At 61.3% G+C, this 17,950-nt stretch carries 23 protein-coding genes; 16 read left to right on the top strand and 7 right to left on the bottom strand.

Translation table 11 applies throughout. The features are described 5' to 3' along the window. Nucleotides 1-7 precede the first annotated feature (7 nt). On the top strand, nucleotides 8-2,497 hold the full coding sequence (locus A462_RS13605; protein ID WP_032899465.1) for a TonB-dependent siderophore receptor: 2,490 nt from the start codon (nucleotides 8-10) through the stop codon (nucleotides 2,495-2,497). 224 nt (nucleotides 2,498-2,721) lie between these two features. Continuing rightward, nucleotides 2,722-3,360, top strand: coding sequence for a hypothetical protein (locus tag A462_RS13610; RefSeq protein WP_003219694.1), 639 nt, complete (start codon nucleotides 2,722-2,724; stop codon nucleotides 3,358-3,360). Nucleotides 3,361-3,422: 62 nt separating this feature from the next. Here A462_RS13610 and A462_RS13615 read toward each other — a convergent pair whose 3' ends face one another. Further along, nucleotides 3,423-3,968 (bottom strand): hypothetical protein, encoded by a 546-nt coding sequence (locus A462_RS13615; RefSeq protein ID WP_003219695.1) that lies wholly within the window; start codon nucleotides 3,966-3,968, stop codon nucleotides 3,423-3,425. A gap of 213 nt (nucleotides 3,969-4,181) precedes the next feature. On the opposite strand from A462_RS13615, the gene A462_RS13620 reads away from it, so the two are divergent. Then, nucleotides 4,182-4,511: a hypothetical protein gene (locus tag A462_RS13620; protein WP_023658946.1), complete on the top strand. Its 330-nt coding sequence runs from the start codon at nucleotides 4,182-4,184 to the stop codon at nucleotides 4,509-4,511. 3 nt (nucleotides 4,512-4,514) lie between these two features. On the opposite strand, the gene A462_RS13625 is transcribed toward A462_RS13620, so the two are convergent. Further along, on the bottom strand, nucleotides 4,515-5,066 hold the full coding sequence (locus tag A462_RS13625) for a DUF4262 domain-containing protein (RefSeq protein WP_003219697.1): 552 nt from the start codon (nucleotides 5,064-5,066) through the stop codon (nucleotides 4,515-4,517). A 172-nt stretch (nucleotides 5,067-5,238) separates the two neighbouring features. Here A462_RS13625 and A462_RS13630 point away from each other — a divergent pair, with 172 nt between their 5' ends. From A462_RS13630 to A462_RS13645, 4 genes are all read left to right on the top strand, one after another. After that, nucleotides 5,239-5,934, top strand: a complete 696-nt coding sequence (locus A462_RS13630; RefSeq protein WP_008435986.1) for a fumarylacetoacetate hydrolase family protein — start codon at nucleotides 5,239-5,241, stop codon at nucleotides 5,932-5,934. 36 nt (nucleotides 5,935-5,970) lie between these two features. Beyond that, a complete protein-coding gene (locus A462_RS13635; protein WP_008435984.1) occupies nucleotides 5,971-6,870 on the top strand; it encodes a helix-turn-helix transcriptional regulator in 900 nt (299 codons plus the stop codon). A 91-nt stretch (nucleotides 6,871-6,961) separates the two neighbouring features. Continuing rightward, nucleotides 6,962-7,408 carry a GNAT family N-acetyltransferase gene (locus tag A462_RS13640; protein ID WP_003219700.1) on the top strand — a complete coding sequence of 149 codons (447 nt, stop codon included), beginning with the start codon at nucleotides 6,962-6,964 and terminating at the stop codon, nucleotides 7,406-7,408. Nucleotides 7,409-7,412: 4 nt separating this feature from the next. Beyond that, nucleotides 7,413-7,673, top strand: coding sequence for a hypothetical protein (locus A462_RS13645; RefSeq protein WP_003219703.1), 261 nt, complete (start codon nucleotides 7,413-7,415; stop codon nucleotides 7,671-7,673). Between the two features lie 287 nt (nucleotides 7,674-7,960). Here A462_RS13645 and A462_RS13650 read toward each other — a convergent pair whose 3' ends face one another. Continuing rightward, nucleotides 7,961-8,905: a diguanylate cyclase gene (locus A462_RS13650; protein WP_008435983.1), complete on the bottom strand. Its 945-nt coding sequence runs from the start codon at nucleotides 8,903-8,905 to the stop codon at nucleotides 7,961-7,963. Nucleotides 8,906-9,149: 244 nt separating this feature from the next. Here A462_RS13650 and A462_RS13655 point away from each other — a divergent pair, with 244 nt between their 5' ends. Then, complete coding sequence (locus tag A462_RS13655; RefSeq protein ID WP_008435982.1) at nucleotides 9,150-9,398, top strand: DUF1652 domain-containing protein; 249 nt, start codon at nucleotides 9,150-9,152, stop codon at nucleotides 9,396-9,398. A 4-nt stretch (nucleotides 9,399-9,402) separates the two neighbouring features. On the opposite strand, the gene A462_RS34640 is transcribed toward A462_RS13655, so the two are convergent. Beyond that, complete coding sequence (locus A462_RS34640; protein WP_166742173.1) at nucleotides 9,403-9,546, bottom strand: hypothetical protein; 144 nt, start codon at nucleotides 9,544-9,546, stop codon at nucleotides 9,403-9,405. A gap of 270 nt (nucleotides 9,547-9,816) precedes the next feature. On the opposite strand from A462_RS34640, the gene A462_RS13660 reads away from it, so the two are divergent. From A462_RS13660 to A462_RS33470, 5 genes are all read left to right on the top strand, one after another. Further along, nucleotides 9,817-10,137, top strand: coding sequence for a YXWGXW repeat-containing protein (locus A462_RS13660; protein WP_003219711.1), 321 nt, complete (start codon nucleotides 9,817-9,819; stop codon nucleotides 10,135-10,137). 47 nt (nucleotides 10,138-10,184) lie between these two features. Further along, the gene (locus A462_RS13665; protein WP_008435980.1) at nucleotides 10,185-10,766 is read left to right on the top strand and encodes an RNA polymerase sigma factor; all 582 of its coding nucleotides are present in this window, start codon (nucleotides 10,185-10,187) and stop codon (nucleotides 10,764-10,766) included. After that, nucleotides 10,763-11,194 carry a hypothetical protein gene (locus tag A462_RS13670; RefSeq protein WP_003219715.1) on the top strand — a complete coding sequence of 144 codons (432 nt, stop codon included), beginning with the start codon at nucleotides 10,763-10,765 and terminating at the stop codon, nucleotides 11,192-11,194. Before A462_RS13665 ends, A462_RS13670 begins: the two co-directional genes overlap by 4 nt. Beyond that, nucleotides 11,191-11,667, top strand: a complete 477-nt coding sequence (locus A462_RS13675) for a periplasmic heavy metal sensor (protein ID WP_008435977.1) — start codon at nucleotides 11,191-11,193, stop codon at nucleotides 11,665-11,667. The genes A462_RS13670 and A462_RS13675 overlap by 4 nt, the downstream gene beginning before the upstream one ends. Before the next feature lie 250 nt (nucleotides 11,668-11,917). Further along, entirely contained in the window at nucleotides 11,918-12,127 is a 210-nt protein-coding gene (locus A462_RS33470; protein ID WP_080673247.1) for a YXWGXW repeat-containing protein, read from the top strand. 72 nt (nucleotides 12,128-12,199) lie between these two features. Here A462_RS33470 and A462_RS13680 read toward each other — a convergent pair whose 3' ends face one another. Continuing rightward, a complete protein-coding gene (locus A462_RS13680) occupies nucleotides 12,200-13,141 on the bottom strand; it encodes a LysR substrate-binding domain-containing protein (RefSeq protein ID WP_008435969.1) in 942 nt (313 codons plus the stop codon). 118 nt (nucleotides 13,142-13,259) lie between these two features. Between A462_RS13680 and A462_RS13685 the strand changes: the two genes are divergently transcribed. The 3 genes from A462_RS13685 to A462_RS13695 are packed head-to-tail and all read left to right on the top strand — an operon-like array spanning nucleotide 13,260 to nucleotide 15,524. Further along, a complete protein-coding gene (locus tag A462_RS13685; protein WP_008435967.1) occupies nucleotides 13,260-14,264 on the top strand; it encodes an aldo/keto reductase in 1,005 nt (334 codons plus the stop codon). A 16-nt stretch (nucleotides 14,265-14,280) separates the two neighbouring features. Next, nucleotides 14,281-15,078 (top strand): SDR family NAD(P)-dependent oxidoreductase, encoded by a 798-nt coding sequence (locus A462_RS13690; RefSeq protein WP_003219722.1) that lies wholly within the window; start codon nucleotides 14,281-14,283, stop codon nucleotides 15,076-15,078. Nucleotides 15,079-15,107: 29 nt separating this feature from the next. Continuing rightward, nucleotides 15,108-15,524, top strand: a complete 417-nt coding sequence (locus tag A462_RS13695) for an SRPBCC family protein (RefSeq protein ID WP_008435964.1) — start codon at nucleotides 15,108-15,110, stop codon at nucleotides 15,522-15,524. 126 nt (nucleotides 15,525-15,650) lie between these two features. Here A462_RS13695 and A462_RS13700 read toward each other — a convergent pair whose 3' ends face one another. After that, nucleotides 15,651-17,048 carry a sensor histidine kinase gene (locus A462_RS13700; protein ID WP_008435962.1) on the bottom strand — a complete coding sequence of 466 codons (1,398 nt, stop codon included), beginning with the start codon at nucleotides 17,046-17,048 and terminating at the stop codon, nucleotides 15,651-15,653. Further along, nucleotides 17,026-17,709 (bottom strand): response regulator transcription factor, encoded by a 684-nt coding sequence (locus tag A462_RS13705; RefSeq protein ID WP_003219726.1) that lies wholly within the window; start codon nucleotides 17,707-17,709, stop codon nucleotides 17,026-17,028. Before A462_RS13705 ends, A462_RS13700 begins: the two co-directional genes overlap by 23 nt. Between the last annotated feature and the right edge of the window lie 241 nt (nucleotides 17,710-17,950).

Genomic DNA, 17,950 nt, shown 5'->3' with positions numbered 1-17,950 from the left:
ACTTCTCATGTCGCGCCTTGCTCGTCCTTTACAGCCATTGACCCTTTCAGTGGCGATGGCGTTTGCCGCCGTACCCCTGCTGACCGTTCAAGCGTCCTACGCGGCTGAAAGCGCTGCGTTCTCCATTCCCGCCGGTGACCTGAGCCAGGCCCTCAACAGCCTCGCCGAACAGGCGGGCCTGGTATTGGCCTTTGATTCGAGCCTGACCCGCGGCAAACGCAGCAATGGCCTGAACGGGCAATACAATACCGACGCCGCCCTGGCCCAAGTGTTGGCCGGCAGCGGCCTGCAAGCCCTGAAGATCGCCGACGACCGCTACCGTCTCGAAGCCATCCCGCACACCGATGGCGCCATGGAGTTGCAGGCCACCACCATCAGCGGCGCATACCAGTCGGAAAGCCCCACCGGCCCGGTGTCTGGCTACGTGGCCACCCGCAGCCTGTCGGGCACCAAGACCGACACCGCACTGATCGAAACCCCGCAGTCGATCTCCGTGGTCACCAAAGACCAGATGCGCGCGCAGAACGCCGAGAGCCTCAACCAGATCCTGCGCTACAGCGCTGCCGTGATCCCGGAAACCCGTGGCTCCACCGCCTCGCGTCTCGACCAGTTGACCATCCGTGGCTTCACCCCGGCGACCTACCTCGACGGCCTGCGCATGCCGTCGAGCCGGGATGCCTTGCCGCAAAAAGACGCCTTCGACCTGGAGCGCGTCGAAGTGCTGCGCGGGCCCGCGTCGGTGCTGTACGGGCAGGGCACCCCCAGCGGCGTGATCAACATGGTCAGCAAACGCCCGCTCGACACGCCGTTCCATGAAGTCGGCGTCGAGTACGGGACCTTCAACAAGAAGCGCACGACCTTTGACTTGAGTGGCCCGCTGGACGACCAAGGCGTGTATTCCTACCGCGTTGCCGGCCTGTTCGACGATGCCGACGGGCAGATCGAGCACACCGAAACCCGTCGCCAGTCCCTGTCCAGCGCCTTCACCTGGCGCCCGGACGAGAATACCTCGCTGACCTTGCTCGGGCACTTCCAGAAGGACCCCAAGGGCGCGTCCTACGGCTCGATGCCAGCCTGGGGCTCGGTGCTGCACAGCCCGACGGGGCGCAAGATCGACGTGGATTTCTACGACGGCGAGAAAAACTTCGAGAAGAGCGACCGCGAGTATTACTCCATCGGCTACGCCTTCGAACATCACTTCAACGATGTCTGGACCGTGCGCCAGAATGCGCGCTACCTGCGCAGCGAAGGGCAATACCGCAGCCTCTACAGCAACTACCTGGAGAGCGATTACCGCACCATCCGCCGCTCGACCATCGCCAGCGACGTGAACATCGACGCCTATGCCCTCGACAACCAGTTGCAGGCCAAATTCGACACCGGGCCGTTGCAGCACACCGTGCTGATGGGCGCCGACTACCAGAACACCAGCACCGACACCAAGTCGGGCAGCGGCGTGTACACGGCAGGGCCTACGCTGGATATTTTCGACCCGGTCTACGGCGCGGCCGTGCCGGTGCCGGCCTACACCAGCGACGCCACCTCGCGCAGCGAGCAAACGGGGGTGTACCTGCAAGAGCAGATGAAGTGGGACAAATGGGTGCTGTTGATGGGCGGGCGTTATGACTGGGCCAGCACCGACAACAGTACCCTGGCGATGACCACCCAGAAAAAGACCAAGTCGTCCCAGGACAGCAAGGCCTTCACCGGCCGCCTGGGCCTGGTCTACCTGTTCGATAACGGCCTGGCGCCGTATGTCAGCTACTCGGAATCCTTCCAGCCGCAATCCGGCACGGGCTACGGCGGTTCGACGTTCCAGCCGACCGAGGGCAAGCAGACGGAAATCGGCATCAAGTACCAGCCGCCGGGCAGCAACAGCTTCATCACGGCTGCCATTTTCGACCTCCGCCAGACCAACGTACCGACGCTGGACCCGGACGCTTCCCACCTGTGCAACGGCTCGCGTTGCCAGATTCAGGACGGTGAAGTGCAATCCCGCGGGTTTGAACTGGAAGGCAAGGCCAGCCTGAACGACAACCTGGATATCACTGCGGCCTATGCCTACCTGGATAACCGCATCAGCAAATCCAACAACACCGTGCGTTATGCGCCCATCAGCGACATCGGTGTCGGCCCGGCCATTGCGGCCGAAGGCACCACCACCTACGCGGTGCCGCGTCATACCGCGTCGGCCTGGGCGGATTACACCCTGCACGACGGCACGCTGAAGGGCTTCGGCGTAGGCGCCGGTACGCGCTATGTCGGTTCTTCCTGGGGCGATACCGCCAACACCCTGAAGGTGCCGGGCTACACCTTGTTCGATGCAGCGGTGCACTACGACATCCCGCACATCAATCGTCAGGGTGACAACCTGCGCCTGGCAGTGAACGCCACCAACCTGGCGAATAAAGAGTACGTCGCGTCCTGCTATTCCTACTCGTGGTGCTGGTATGGCTCGCAGCGTACCGTGCAGGCCAGTGCGACCTATCAGTGGTAAACACCCATTTACTGTAGGAGCGAGCTTGCTCGCGAAGAACCTGAGAGCAGCGCGCTAAGCCAGACACGCTGCGTTATCGTTAACGATTTTCGCGAGCAAGCTCGCTCCTACAGTGATCGTCAGTATTTTATGGGAGGTGGCCTTTTAACATCGCCGCCCACTCTTTATCATCCGCCCCCAGCAACTCCGGCCATGGAGACGCTCCATTCACTAAGGAAGTCGTAATGCACATTGGAAAAATGCTGGGGTTGGCCCTGATCACGTTGTCGATGGGCGGCTGCGCCAGCTTCACGAAAGACGAAGTGGCACCCGTCACGCTGCCATCGAAGGCCAGCTACGCCAACAAACCGAACGTCTACGTAGACTTCAAGTTCTACCAGGGCGAGCCGACAAATGCCGCCGCGGCCGAAGTCCCACAAGCGCGTGAGATGCTCAAGCCACAGCTGCAGAAAGTCCTGACTGACTCCGGCCTGTTTGGTCGCGTGACCCTGGATGAATTCCAGAAGCAGCCAGGCGATTACAGCCTGCGCCTGAAGGTCTACAACCATCCACCGGGTGGCGGCCAACTGGTACTGGCCTTTATCAGCGGCTTTACCTTCACCATCATTCCGGCGCTGGGGACTGATCAGTACACCATGAAGCTGGAATCGGTGGACGCACAAGGCCAGGCACTGAGCACCGGCTCCAACCACGACTCGATCAATACCTGGATGGGCATCTGGTTCATCCCGTTGATGGCCAATACGCCGAAAGACGCGGTGACCGATACCTTCACCCGCCAGGTCAATGCCCTGCTCAAGCAAATGGTCGACGGTAATAACCTGAAGTATTCGGCGCTGGATGCCGGCGTGCCACGGGCGTGACACGTAACTGAACGTTTGAAACAGCTGCGAGGGCAGGGTGGCCGATCCTCGCAGCCCAGGCCTTACTTAAGCGCCTTGATGAACAACGGGTCGCTGTACAGCGACTTGAGCAAATCCCGCACCATCGGGTTGTAGGCGTTGGCGGCATTCGGGATCGCAATGAACCCGAAGAACGAACTGGGCCAGGTGTGATTCACTTCCTTGGTCGCGTCGTACACCACGTCATTGCCCTTGAGCAGGGTAAACCGCGCGGCCAGGGTGCCGTTGCCGGAGCCCATGCCTGCCGACAGCGAATTCTTCACCACCAGCACTTGCAGATGACGTTCTGCTTGCGGGTTCAGCAGGCCTGCCAGTTGCAGTTCCTGGGTGATTGCAGCCTGGATATGCGCCGGGATGCTGCCACTGGGCGAGCGGATCGGGTTGGCACGTACAGACAACGAGCCTTCGCCCGACGCGGCCGTCACCTGGGCATTGCTGACGGGTTGCAGCGGCGCTGCCTGCTTGAGGACCTGGACGTTATCGAAGTTCGGCTCGTATTGCGTCATGGTGACGCCGCAGCCTTGCAACAGCAGCGCGAGCAATGGGGTCAACAGTAGAAGCTTTTTCACGGCGTTTCCTTGCGTGAGTGTGGGAGAGCGCCGCGATTATCGTCAGGCAATGGGCCATCGGCAACCAATAGTGGCAAAATGCCTGAATGGCAACGCTGTTACTCGGTTCGGTTTCAGGTCGGAAAATTCACCGATAAGGCAATTTGCTGGCCCCTTTGTAACAAAATCCTCGCCAAAATCACTTTTATTTTCAGGTGGTTAGGCGGGATGCAAATGCGCAATGTTGGAATCATGCTGATCGCCTGTTCCCTGGCGGGTGGGGCGGTTTCGGTTGAGGCACGGGAGCTGCGGGACAACGACAAGTACATGTGCAGTTGGGGGGCTGGCACCGCCGCCCGGGCCCAGGAATTGAAGCTGTCGGGCGTCTCGCTGTACGCCGCGCGGCAGAAGCTGAAGACCTACCAGTTCAAGAAACCCTGGATGCACATGATGGCCATGGGCATCACCGAACAGACCTACGACAGCCGTTCGCGGGTCAAGCCCGAGGTGATTCGCCAGAGTTTTTATCAGGACTGTTTGCGCTACAAGCTGGCGCGTAAATAACCCTTATTTATCCAGCAGCAATTGGAGCCTTGAGAACGACTGGTCGTAGTTGGGCTCCCACGGAAAGCGCCCTTGTTTGTCCGGCCAGACCATTTGCAACGCAGGGAAATCAGCTTTGATCGAGGCGTAGAACCAGCCGGCATAACCGAGGTACTCGCGGTAGTGCCTGCGGTCTACAGGAATGAAGGCGATGCGCATGCCTTCGGCAATATCGTCATAGGGCTTGTAGGTTTCATAGGCGGCTTTTGCACCGGCAAAGCGGATCGCGGCGATGTTCAGCAACTGCTGGGCAATCTGCGGGGGCAGCCCGAATACGATGATTTCCGGTTGGCCGAAGTTGGCGTAGAACCCCAGGGAGTAGGCGAACGAAGGCTCACCGTCTTCAGCCCGCACATGCACATGGTGCCAGCCGATCTTCTTGATATCCGCCAACACCTTCTCGTCATATTCCGAATCTGCCTTGGGCAACTGGAATCCCGGAAGCGGGGCCTTGGCTGAAGTGTTCATCGAGAACAATGAGGCGGCGAAGAGGGCGACGGCGCGAATGATGTTCATCAGAGTCCTTTCTGCGGGATCAGGGGTTGAAAGCGCGATGAGGCTAGCAGTGTTGGGTTCGCTCGGCAAAGTGACCGATGCACCGCCCAGTACAAAATCTGCGTAAGCCTGTCCAACTTCGCCCCGGAGCCCGTCCGCATACTGGCCCCAGGTAATCGAAGAGGCACATGCCATGACCCGCTACGTCATCACCCCCAACGAAACCCCGTCCCTCGCCATCCACGGCGACGACGCCCGCTTCCCGCTGCGCCGGGTGTTCTGTGTCGGGCGCAACTACAGCGAACATGCCCGCGAAATGGGCCACGACCCCGACCGCGAGCCGCCGTTCTTTTTCATGAAGCCAGCTGATGCCGTGGTGCCCGCCGAGGGCGTGATCGCCTATCCGCCGCTGACCGCCGATCTGCACCATGAAGTCGAGTTGGTGGTGGCCATCGGCAAGGGCGGCGTGGACATCGCCCCGGAAGATGCGTTTGCGCATATCTGGGGTTACGGCTTGGGCATCGACCTGACCCGCCGCGACCTCCAGGCCCAGGCGAAAAAGCTGTCGCGGCCGTGGGAATGGGCCAAGGCCTTTGATGAGTCGGCACCTTGCACTCCGCTGCGGCCGGTGAGTGCCGTCGGCCATCCGGTCAGCGGGCGTATCTGGCTCAAGGTCAACGGCGAGCAACGCCAAGTGGGCGACCTGGCGGACCAGATCTGGTCGGTCAGCGAGGTGATCAGCCATGCTTCCAAATCGGTGGCATTGAAGGCCGGCGACCTGATCTTTACCGGCACCCCGGCGGGCGTCGGCGCCTTGCAACCGGGCGATGTGGTGACCGCCGGGATCGACGGCCTGGCCGAACTGAGCTTCACCCTCGGCCAGGGTTGACGCTACAGTGGTGCCCAGGCCCCCCGAGAAACGTGTATGCCCGGCACCCGCATCACCACCTATGGCATGGAACAACGCAGCGACCGCTCCGACTTCTACATCCGCGACAAGCGGGGCAGGGCGGCGCTGACCAGCCCCCATCGCCACGAATATTTCCAGATCCAGATCAACCTGGGTGGCGACACCGTGCAGCACATCGGCGGCGCGGTGCGCCCGTTCCCGAAAAAGGCAATGGCCTTTATCCTGCCCCATCGCCTGCATGTGATTCCCCATCCCGAAGACGGCGACTTCATGCTGATCAATTTCAGCCAGGGCTTTTTCCTGCCGCAACTGACCTGCGACCCGCTGGATCTGGAAGACATCCCCATCGGCCAGGCGCCGGAGCTGTCGCCGTTCCGCTTCCAGGAGCAGTTGGACTTCATCCTCGACGACGCGGCCTTCGAAGAAGTCAAAACCTGGCTGGAACACATGCGCAGCCTGGACGCCCACCGCAGCTTCGGCGCCCGGGAGCGGCTCAAGGGTTACCTGTTCCAGTTGATCGGGCTGGTGTGCCAACAGTACGCCGAACCGCTCCAGGCGTTCGCCGCCAACAACGCCACCCGGCGTGGGCGCAAGGATGCCCTGGCCCGGGTGCAAGGCTACATCCGCGAGCATTTGCACGAGCCGTCGCTGAACCTGACGGATGCCGCGGCGGCGGCGTTTCTGTCGCCCAACTACCTGACCCACCTGTTGCGCAAGGAAACCGGCAAACCCTTCTCCCAGTTGGTGCTCGACCGGCGCATGCAACTGGCGCGCACGCTGCTGCTCAACAGCCCGCAGATGATCGGCGCGATTGCGCACCGTTGCGGGTTTACCGACGAGGCGTATTTTTCCCGGTGTTTCCGCAAGGCCCACGGGCTGGCGCCGGGGCAGTTCAGGCGCCGTGAGCAGGATTAACGCGCAATCCGGCTGACTGTTTTACAAATCCACCACAACCGATGTGTTTCAATTTACATACAATTGAGCGTCTCATCGGGAGGCGGTGCACATGGGTTCGGTTATACGGTTGGCAACTCCGGGCGATATCAATGCCATTTTCGACATTCGCACCGCCGTGGTGCAGAACCACTTAAGCCGCGAGCAGATGGCTGAGCTGGGCATTACCCCGCAAGTCGTCGCCGACAGCATGCGCGAGGCGCCTTGCGTATGGCTTGCCGAACTGGACGGCAGGCCTGTCGCGTTTGCAATGGTTGATCTTGCCGAAGGCGAGGTGTTCGCCCTGTTTGTATTGCCGTCTCACGAGAACCTTGGGTTGGGCCGCCAATTGATGGCAGTGGCCGAGGCCGCGCTGTTCGAGCACCACGACACGCTCTTCCTGATCACGGATGGGCGGGATCAGATCCGTGCCAACGGTTTTTACCAGCGGCTTGGCTGGGCAGTGGTCGACACGGCCGAGGGCGACGATGTTCGCTATCAGAAACACAAGGTGCAATGAGTGTATGAGTGAGCTGGAACCCCCTCAATCCAACGCCTTGCGCTATTTTGGCGTCGGCGTTCTATGTGTCGCGGTGTTGTTGGGGACTTATTTCGTTCGGCTCAATGCCCAGGTCGACCGGCAGCGGGAAGAGGCGGCGGAGCGCCTGGCGTTATGCCGTCAGGCAGCCAGTGTTTCGCGCGCCACGCCCCAGGACGAACTTGTGTTGGTGGATCCGTGCAAACACCTGTATCAGCACTATTTGAAGAAGCCCACGCACTTTTAATCAATAACCTTATTTTTATCGCGGAATTAAACAGCGAAGTTTGTTTAACGATGCACTGTTATTGCACCAAAAAGTGGCATTTCCAATAATCGGATCCATTAAAAAAGTGTGGTTATTGAATGACTTAGCGCTGTTTTAATCCGACGAAAGGTTGAAAATTATCTTGTTACAAGTTTTCCCGCTGGGTAATATAGCCGGGCGTTCACCTCCCACGGTTTATGCATTTTTAAATCCCAAGTTTCCATCAGCTACTTGGGATTTTTTTTGCCCGCGATTCGGCTTTTGTGTCAATCCGCCACGTTGGCAAACTCTGCACGCATCCGGCCATTGCGCTTGGCCTGGTACAGCAACTTGTCGACGGCTTCGACAAAGGCCAGCGCCCCGCTGCCCGGCGTTACCGTGCAAGTGCCTACGCCCAGGCTCAGTGTCAGCAGGTCCGACACCGCCGAGTGCTCATGCGCGATCTGCTGCTGGCGGATCAAGTGCAGGCAGCGTTCGGCCACGCGCCGTGCCGACTCGGCATCGGTTTCCGGCAACAACCACACAAACTCCTCGCCGCCGATGCGCGCAATGAAGTCCCGTGGCCGGTTGGCCGCCTGCGACAGCGTGCGTGCCACCTGGCGCAGGCATTCGTCGCCCTTGATATGCCCGTAGAGGTCGTTGTACTGCTTGAAATAGTCGATATCCAACAGGATCAGCGACAGCGGCAATTGGCTGCGCTGGGCGCTGGTCCATTCCCGCGCCAGCACGGTGTCGAACATGCGCCGGTTGGCGATGCCGGTGAGGCCGTCCTGGAACGAATACTCCTCCAGCTGTTTTTGCAGGCGAATCAGGTGTTCTTCGGTCTTCTTGCGCTCGCTGATGTCGAACATGAAGCCGATCAGCGCCTGCACCTCGCCGTCCTTGCGCTCCACGTGCACCACGTCGCGAATCCACACGTACTCACCGCTGGCGGTCAGCGCCCGGTAATCGGCTTCATGATCGACCCCGGCCCGGGACTGCGAGACGCAGAAGTTGACTACGTATTCGCGGTCATCCGGGTGCATGCGTTCCACCCAGTCGTCCACGGTGGCCCAGCTCTGCGGCGTCCAGCCCAGCAGCGCCTCGATCTGCGGGCCGATGTAGCTGAAAGTCATGGTTGCCCAGTCGATACGCCAGGGAATGGCCTTGGTCGATTCCAGCAACGTCTTGTACACAGCACTGTCGGGTTCGATCAAAGGTTCGATGCTCATGCGGAGTGCTCTCGGTGTCGGAAAAAAACCAGAGCATCTGGCCATCATCGCCAGGAAGCAAGCCCTTCGCGCGGCATCGGATAAGAGGGTGTCGGTGTGGTTTTTTTGGCGTCAGCCGGCCAGCGGTTTTAGCCGAAATGCGCACCAAGTATCACTTTTGCATTAATTCCCGGGCAGTTTGAAAAAGCTCATCTACCCTAGACGGATCACGTCCTCCGAGCCCCGTACAGGGAAGGGTGCCCGCATGATTTCGATCGCCGAGTTTCGCCACATCATGGAGTCGGGCTTCCTGCCCCTCGCCTGTGACTGCTCATTGAACAGCGACGGTTCGCTGCGCATCAACATCTTCGACCCGGCCTCCGGGCGCGTCGACCTGCTGCTGCCCCGTGTGTCGCCCCAGGGTCTGGACAGCATCCGTTCCATCTCAAACCTGATTGGCGAACTGCGCACCGAGATCAAGGCCGGGCGCAGGGGGTTTGCAGCGGTCAGTTAGCGGATCAGGAGATCGCTTGTGCCGTCGGGGTAGTCACTACCCCGTAACCGCGCCAGCAGCAATGCTCGCGGTGCCCCGGCAGGAACACGCAGCCGCCAAGGTTCATGAGCAGGACGGCGGCAACCAGCAGTGAAATTCGACGAGACATGGTGATTTCCTCAAGGTGATGGACGTCGCCAACCAACAGAACGCGCCTGTCGATTACCAACGGTTAACCCTTGAACGCGGCCACATGGATAATTCCGTCGCGGCCTTTCAACAATTTCATCAACTCCCCGCAAACCCTGGGCAATACTGGCCCTGCCTGCCGTCCTGAGCGGTCGCGATAAAAAGTTCTTTTTGTTGCGACGGATTTTCGGACACCTGCCGTTCAACCCTACAACTGCGATCACTGGCGATCGCCGATGAAGGAGTTGTCATGAGACTTGCACGACCGCTGGCCAAATTACGTTATGCCCTGTTGATCCCGCTGGCACTGGCCGCCCTGGTCAGCACGCCGACGTTTGCCCAGACCGAAGTGATCATCCGCGAAGCGCCACCGCCGATGCGCGTCGAGGCCGTTCCCGTCGAACGCCCTGGCTATGTGTGGGATCGCGGGCACTGGCGCTACGAAGGGCGCGGTTATGCCTGGGTACCGGGCCACTGGCAGCCGGTGATGCGCAACGCCCGTTGGGAACCTGGCCACTGGGAATCGCGCGGCCCCAACTGGTACTGGAGGGAAGGGCACTGGATCCGCTGAGCATTCCGTCAACCTGACCCTTAGCCACCGGACCGAGACTTGCCCTATTGAAAGACACTGATCCGGACGTTGAGCTGTTGGCCCGCATCGGTAACAACGAACCGGCGGCCATCAACGAAATGGTGACGCGCAAACTGCCGCGTTTGCTCGCGCTCGCCAGTCGGATCCTCGGGGATGCCGACGAGGCCAGGGACGTGGCCCAGGAAAGTTTCCTGCGTATCTGGCGCCAGGCTGCAAGCTGGCGCAGTGGCGAAGCGCGTTTCGACACCTGGCTGCACCGCGTGGCACTCAACCTGTGCCACGACCATTTGCGTCGGCGCAAGGAGCGCCCGTTGCGCGATGAGGAGGCGATGAGCGAGGTGGTCGACACAGCGCCTGCGCCCGATGAACAGCTGGAAGCGGCCGCCCGCAGTGAGCGCATGGCGGCGGCGTTGGCGTCGCTGCCTGATCGCCAGCGTGAAGCGATTGTGTTGCAGTATTACCAAGAGCTGTCGAATATCGACGCCGCGGCGCTGATGAACATCAGCGTCGAGGCACTGGAGAGCTTGCTGTCACGGGCCCGGCGCAACCTGCGCAGTTACCTTGACGACACACCCGGGCCCGCCCGCCCAGGAAGGGGAAAACCATGACGCCTGAACGATTTGCCCAATTGGCCGAGGCTTACGGCGGCCACTTGCACCGTTGGCCGCGCGCCGAACAGGCCGAGGCCCAGGCCCTGCTGGATGCAGGCGATGCCAGCCTCCTTGAGGTGCTGCATCAGGCGCGATGGCTCGACGGCCAGCTGGACGGCTATCAACTGGCACCCGTCGACCCGGCGCTGGCGCGGCAGATTCGCCAATCGTTTCCCCAGCGCCAGTCCTTCTGGGCGCGCTACGCCGGCTGGCTGTCGCCGGCCGGTTTTGTTGGCGTGGGCATCGCCGGGGTCGCCGCCGGAATCCTGGTGGCATCGTTGAGCGTGCCGTTGCCCATGCTTGGCCCTGAAGTACTGCCGAGTGTCTTCGACCAGGGCGACGCCGAAGTCGTCTTCACCGTCAACGCCGAGGAAAGCGAGCAATGACCCCGTCACCCAAGTACCTGAAGCCGCTGCTGGTTGTGTCGGTGTTGTTCAACGTGTTTTTGATCGGCGGTGTCGGCGGTGGCTTGTACCATTGGTTGGCGAACACCAAGCCCGCCGAGGCGGTGGTTAACCAGCATGGCCTGCGCCAGGCGATGGTCAAGCTGCCGCCGGAACGGCGCAAGGAACTGCGCCAGTTGTTGCGCCAGAACCGCGCCGACAGTCAGCCGCTGGTACTTGCCGGGCGCGAGGCGCGGCTGGACGTGATCAAGCAACTGGAGGCGCCGACTCTCGACCGTGAGGCGTTGGTGACGGATTTGGGCAAGGCCCGGGAGGCGGACATGGCGCTCAGGGCGCTGGTGGACAACACCCTGGCGCAGTTCGCCAGCACCTTGCCCCGGGATGAGCGCCAACGGTTGGTGGAGGCGTTGTATATGAAGGGGCAGGCGAAGGGCAAGGTCGCCAGAAGTAACTGAGACGAGCGACGGATGATCGTTCCCACGCTCTGCGTGGGAATGCCGCCCCGGACGCTCTGCGTCCAGTTGGCGATGCAAGGTTCAAGTCTTGCGCAGTGGTGACGCGGAGCGTCACGGGATGCGTTCCCACGCAGAGCGTGGGAACGAGCATTAATAACCGAGACGGGCGACGGATTTTCCCGGTTGGCGGCGTTTAACCCGGGTAGGCCCGCCACTCAGGCGAAGGCCAGTCTCATTGGGGAACCGCGCCATGTCCCGCCTATTCAAAGCTACGCTGGCCGCCACGTTGATGGCGGCTGCGTTGTCCGGTTGTATTGTCGAGCCTGTTCATCCGCGGCGTCCGCCGCCTTTGGTCGAGGTGGTGCCGGTGGCGCCGGCGCCAGGGTATCAGTGGGTGCGGGGGCACTATCGCTGGGGGAACGGGCAGTGGTTGTGGGTGCCGGGGCATTGGCGGTACTGATCCACCACACGTTCAACTGCGACACCGAAACCCTGTGGGAGCTGGCTTGCCTGCGATGGCATCACCGCGGTCTTACTGACAGACCGAGGTGCCTGCATCGCGGGCAAGCCCGGCTCCCACAGGTGATAGGGGCTCTGTCAGGACTTTCCTGAATGTCTCCACCAGCGGCCGCAAGTTGATCCGATGCCACGCCGCCCACAGCGGCGTGGTGTAGGTCAGCCACGGCAGTTCTCGCAGCACAACGCCCGGCGGTGCATTGCGGCTCAAGCCCTTTTGCACCATCGCGACACCTAACCCCGACGCCACCAACCCCAACGCGGTAAACGGCTCGCTGGCTTCCATCGGAATCTGCGGGGTAAACCCTGCCCGAATGCACGCCGCAACAAAGTCATCCGCCGGGTTTGCACCCGCTTTGCGCTGCACGCCAATCCATTGCTGCTCGGCCAGATGCTCAGGCAGCAACTCGCTGACGCTGGCCAGCGGATGCTGCTCGGGCAGCGCCAGCAGCATCGGATCGTCCAGCACTTGCAATGCCATCAGGTCCGGGTCATCCGCCGCCGGTGGTTCACCCACCAGAGCGATATCCAGGCTGCGTTGGCGCAGGCCTTCCAGCTGTTCGGCGGAGGGCAGGTTGTACAGGGCGATATGCACGTTGGGCCGCGCGTCACGCAGTACCTTCAGGGCGTTGGGCAGCACCCCCGCGTGCATGGCGTTTTCGATGTAGCCGATGCACAGTCCGCCTTCTTCGCCTTTGCCCAATCGCCGGCCCAATGACTCCAGGCGGTTGGCGTGGGTCAGCAGCGCCTTGGTTTCGGCGAGGAACGTCTGGCCGTCGCGGGTCAGGCGGATGCGCTGTTGGCTGCGCTCGAACAGGGTCAGGCCCAGGCGCTCTTCCAATTGGGCAATCTGCCGGCTCAGGGGCGATTGGGAGATGTGCAACCGTTCGGCAGCACGCCCCACGTGTTCTTCTTCAGCGACTACAACGAAGTAGCGCAATTGGCGGAAGTCGATCATGTCAGACCTTAAGGGACTCAAGTTGGTCGCAGTATGTCTTGGACGGTCCGATCTCTGCAATCTACGATCTGCTCAACGGTCAACACAGCGACCTTGAACAATCTTGAGGATTTACCCCATGAGCTTGAAAGACAAACTGCCCGGCGTGCTGGGTTTTGGCACCGCCCCCTTGGGCAACATGTTCCGTGCGATTCCTGAAGAGGAGGCGCAAGCCACCGTTGAAGCAGCCTGGAACCAGGGCGTGCGTTACTTCGACACCGCCCCGTTCTACGGCTCGGGCCTCTCGGAAATCCGCCTGGGCCAGGCCCTGTCCAAGTACAACCGTGACGACTATGTGCTCAGCACCAAGGTCGGCCGGGTGATCCTGGATGAAGTGGAAGAAAGCGCCCGCGACCTCGGCGAGAAAAGCGGCGTGTTTGAACATGGCCGGCCGAACAAGATGGTCAACGACTACAGCGCCGATGCCACCCTGCGCTCCATCGAAGACAGCCTCAACCGCCTGCAAACCGACCGCCTCGACATCGTGTGGATTCACGACATCGCCCAGGACTTCTACGGTGATCAATGGCTGGACTACTTCAATCAGGCGCGCACCGGTGCTTTCAAAGTACTGACCCGCCTGCGTGAAGAAGGCGTGATCAAGGCCTGGGGCCTGGGCGTCAATCGGGTCGAGCCTTGCGAGTTGACCCTGGACCTGACCGAAGCCCAGCCCGACGGTTTCCTGCTTGCCGGTCGCTACACCTTGCTCGACCATGAACGCGCCTTGCAGCGCTTGATGGATGCAGCCCAGGCGCAGAACGTCGAGATCGTGGTCGGTGGCCCTTACAGCTCCGGGATCCTGGCGGGCGGCGCACATTTTGAGTACCAGAAAGCCAGCCCGGCGATCATCAGCAAGGTCGAGCAGATCAAGGCGATTGCCGCGGCCCATGGCGTGAGTGTGAAAGCCGCTGCACTGCAATTCTCCCTGGCTCACCCGGCAGTGGCCGCAGTGATTCCGGGTGCCAGTCGTCCGGGGCGCATTGCTGAAGACGTCGCGGCGTTGTCAGAGAAGATTCCCGCAGCCTTTTGGCAGGCCCTGCGCGAGGCACGATTGATTTCGGCCCGTGCACCGTTGCCGCTCTAACCACAGGAACGCGAACATGAAAATTGATATCAGTGGCAAAGTCGCAATCGTCAGTGGCAGCACCGCCGGCATAGGCCTGGGCATCAGCCAGGCGCTGGCGCAATCCGGCGCTACGGTGGTGGTGATCGGGCGTGAATCGGGCAAGGTCGACGAGGCGCTGGCGACCATTCGCCAGGCCGTGCCCGGCGCGGATCTGCGTGGGCTGGTGGCGGACCTCGGTACGGCCGAGGGCGCTGAAAAGCTGTTCGCCGCCGAGCCGCGCGCCGACATCCTGGTGAACAACCTCGGGATCTTCAACGACGTCGATTTCTTCGACGCCCCCGACAGCGAGTGGACGCGTTTCTACGAGGTCAACGTGATCTCCGGTGTGCGTTTGTCGCGGCATTACACGCCGGGCATGGTCGAGCAGGGCTGGGGCCGGGTGATCTTTGTGTCGTCGGAATCCGGGGTGGCAACGCCGGCTGACATGATCAATTACGGCGTGACCAAAAGCGCCAACCTGGCGGTGTCCCATGGCTTGGCCAAACGCCTGGCGGGCACCGGGGTGACGGTCAATGCGATCCTGCCGGGGCCGACCTTTACCGATGGCCTGGAGCACATGCTCAAGGACGCCGTGGCCAAGTCCGGGCGCAGTGCGCGGGACGAGGCGGATGTGTTTGTGCGCAATGCGCGGCCGACGTCGATCATCCAGCGCGCAGCGAATGTGGATGAAGTGGCGAATCTGGTGGCGTACATTGCTTCACCGTTGTCCTCTGCCACCACCGGTGCCGCGTTGCGGGTCGACGGCGGTGTTGTCGACAGCATGGCGATCTGATTTTTCTTGAATGGTTTGGAGTGTTAATCGTGGCAAAAGCATCTGCTGTTATTGAAATCCCGGTTTCGGCCGAACAGGTTTGGCAATTGGTCGGCGGCTTCAATTCGCTGCCGGACTGGCTGCCCTTTATCGTCAAGAGCGAGCCGAGTGAAGGCGGGCGCGTGCGTCATCTGCAAACGGCGGATGGTGGTGTGGTGGTGGAGCGGCTGCAACGCTTTGATAACGCGGCGCGTACTTACAGCTACTCCATCAGCGAGTCGCCGTTTCCGGTGAGTGAGTATTTGGCGACGTTGAAGGTTGAGGCGTTGACGGACAGCACCGCCAAGGTCACCTGGTCGGGTGTGTTTACCCCGGTGGCCGGTGTGACGGATGCGGCGGTGGAGGAGTTGTTTACCGGTGTCTACAGCGGCGGGCTGGATGCGTTGCGCGGTAATTTTCCGGGCTGAATGAAGATCAAATGTGGGAGCGGGCTTGCTCGCGAATGCGGTGGATCAGTGCCAGATGGGTTGACTGACACTCCGCATTCGCGAGCAAGCCCGCTCCCACATTGGTTTTGTGGTGTTCTTCAGGCTTCAGGCTTCGGGCATCAGTTGTTGGCGGCATTCGAGGATCAGCTTTGCGCCGCCTCGTTCGCTGCTGCCGACTTCCAGCTTGAAACCGTGCAGGTTGATGATCGCGGCCACAATCGACAGCCCCAAGCCAAACCCGCCTTGCTGTTGATTGCCTTCGTCCACCCGGTAAAACCGCTGGAACACTGCCGCACGTTCAGCTGCGGGAATCCCGGGGCCGGAGTCCAGGACTTCAATGCGGGTGCTGCCGGCATCGTTCACGCCGCGCAAAATCACTTCGCCGCCCGGCGGGGTGAATTTGATCGAGTTGCTCAGCAGGTTGGCCAGGGCTTCGAACAGCAGCGCGCGGTCACCGGTGATCCAGGGCAATGAGTCCGGCACTTGCAGCAGCAATTCCATCTCGCCTTCTTCTGCCAGGGGCAGGTAGAAGTCGTGGAGTTCCTGCAGCAAGGGCAGGGGATCAAGCACCAGGAAGCCCGAGCGGCGCTGGTGGTCTTCCAGTTCGGAAATCCGCAGCAGGCCGCGAAAACGCGCCATCAAGGTGTCGGTCTCGGCGATGGCCGCGTCCAGTTGCAGGGCGTGGGGCGCGTCTTCATCAGCCTGTTGCTGGATTCGGTACAGCTGCGCCCGCAGGCGTGTGAGCGGGGTGCGCAAGTCGTGGGCGATGTTGTCGCACACGCCCTTGACCTCGTTCATCAGCTTCTCGATACGGTCGAGCATCGCGTTGACGATGGCCGCCAGCATGTCCAGTTCGTCGCGTCGGTCGGACAATGGCAAACGGTGAGTCAGGTCGCCGGCCACGATGGCTTCGGCACTCGCCTGGATCCCGCGAATCCGCCGCAACGGGCGCCGCCTGAGCAGGTGCCAGCCGGCCGCGCCGGGAATGATCGTCAGGGTGATCCCCCACAGCAAGGCGTGCAGGATGATCCGCGTCACGCCGAACAGCGAGCCGTTGGCCCGCACCAGGATCAGCCAGCGGCCGTCTTCGGTGTGGGTGGCTACGGCGTCGCAGCTGTCGCGCGGCAGTTTCGGGTCGTCGGAGTCGATGCAGTTGGCCAGGGCGTGGATGTGTCCGTCCATTGGCAGGTCGGGCGGTATCACGCGGATCGGGCCGCTGATGGGGTTGAACTGATTATCGAACAGGCCGTAGGCGTCAACGCCCTTCATGTCGAAGGTCATGCTGGTGGTCAGGGCTTCCACCAGCTCTTCGCCGTCAAACCGCTGGAACAGGTGCTGGCGCTGCATCAGGGAGTGGCGTGAGAGGTCGCCCAGGTAACCGGACACCTCGTAGTACAGCACGCCCATGAGGATGCAGCTCCAGGCCACGAACAACGAACTGTAGAGCGCCAGCAGCCGGCTGCTGGAAGAGCGCCAGCCTTTAGAGGGGTTCAGCAATGACATACCCGGAACCTCGTACCGTGCGGATCAGCGGCGTGAGGCCCGGCGGGTCGATTTTTTTGCGCAGGCGACCGATGTGCACGTCGATCAGGTTGGTGCCCGGGTCGAAGTGATAACCCCAGACTTCCTCGAAGATCATCATCCGCGAGAGGATTTGCCCGGTGTTGCGCATCAGGAATTCCAGCAGTTTGTATTCGGTCGGCAACAGGCTCAGGGGCTGTTCGGCACGGCTGGCTTCACGGCTGATCAGGTTCAGTTCCAGATCCGCCACGCGCAAGGCAGTTTCGAACTCCTTGACCGTGCTTTTGCGCCGCAGCAGCACTTCGACGCGGGCGGCCATTTCGTCGGAGGCGAACGGTTTGGTCAGGTAGTCATCACCACCGGCCCGCAGGCCGCGTACCCGTTCATCCACATCGGAGAGGGCGCTGATCATCAGGATCGGCGTGGATACGCCGATGGTGCGCAGAGTGGTGACGATGGCCAGGCCATCCAGTTCCGGGAGCATGCGGTCGAGGGTGATCAGGTCGTAATCACCGCTGACGGCACGGACCAGGCCTTCGCGGCCATTGTCTACCCAGTCTACGTCCAGTCCATGGCTACTCAGCTCGGCAACGATCTCGCGGGCCGTTACGGCGTCGTCCTCGATGGTCAAAATGCGGGTCATAAGGATTACCTGGTGAGCGATTCACACTGAAGTGCGGGCATTTTGCCAAGAAATGATAGCCCGCTTCCTAAATAAAAATTTATGTAGGCACAAACGACACAATTCACCATAACCCGCTGAATCTGAACGAACGCTGTGTGTGTAGGATTTTTTGCATGCCACGGCGTGCGTACGGGTTATTTCCTACGAGGAATGCAATACGCCCGCCGCTCCAGGCCATTTCTTGCAAGTTGCATGGTTC

This window comes from Pseudomonas sp. Ag1 (genome assembly GCF_000278565.1).
GTDB lineage: Bacteria > Pseudomonadota > Gammaproteobacteria > Pseudomonadales > Pseudomonadaceae > Aquipseudomonas.
Note: the sequence above shows the minus strand (reverse complement) of the source record. Positions and strands in the feature narration are given on the sequence as shown.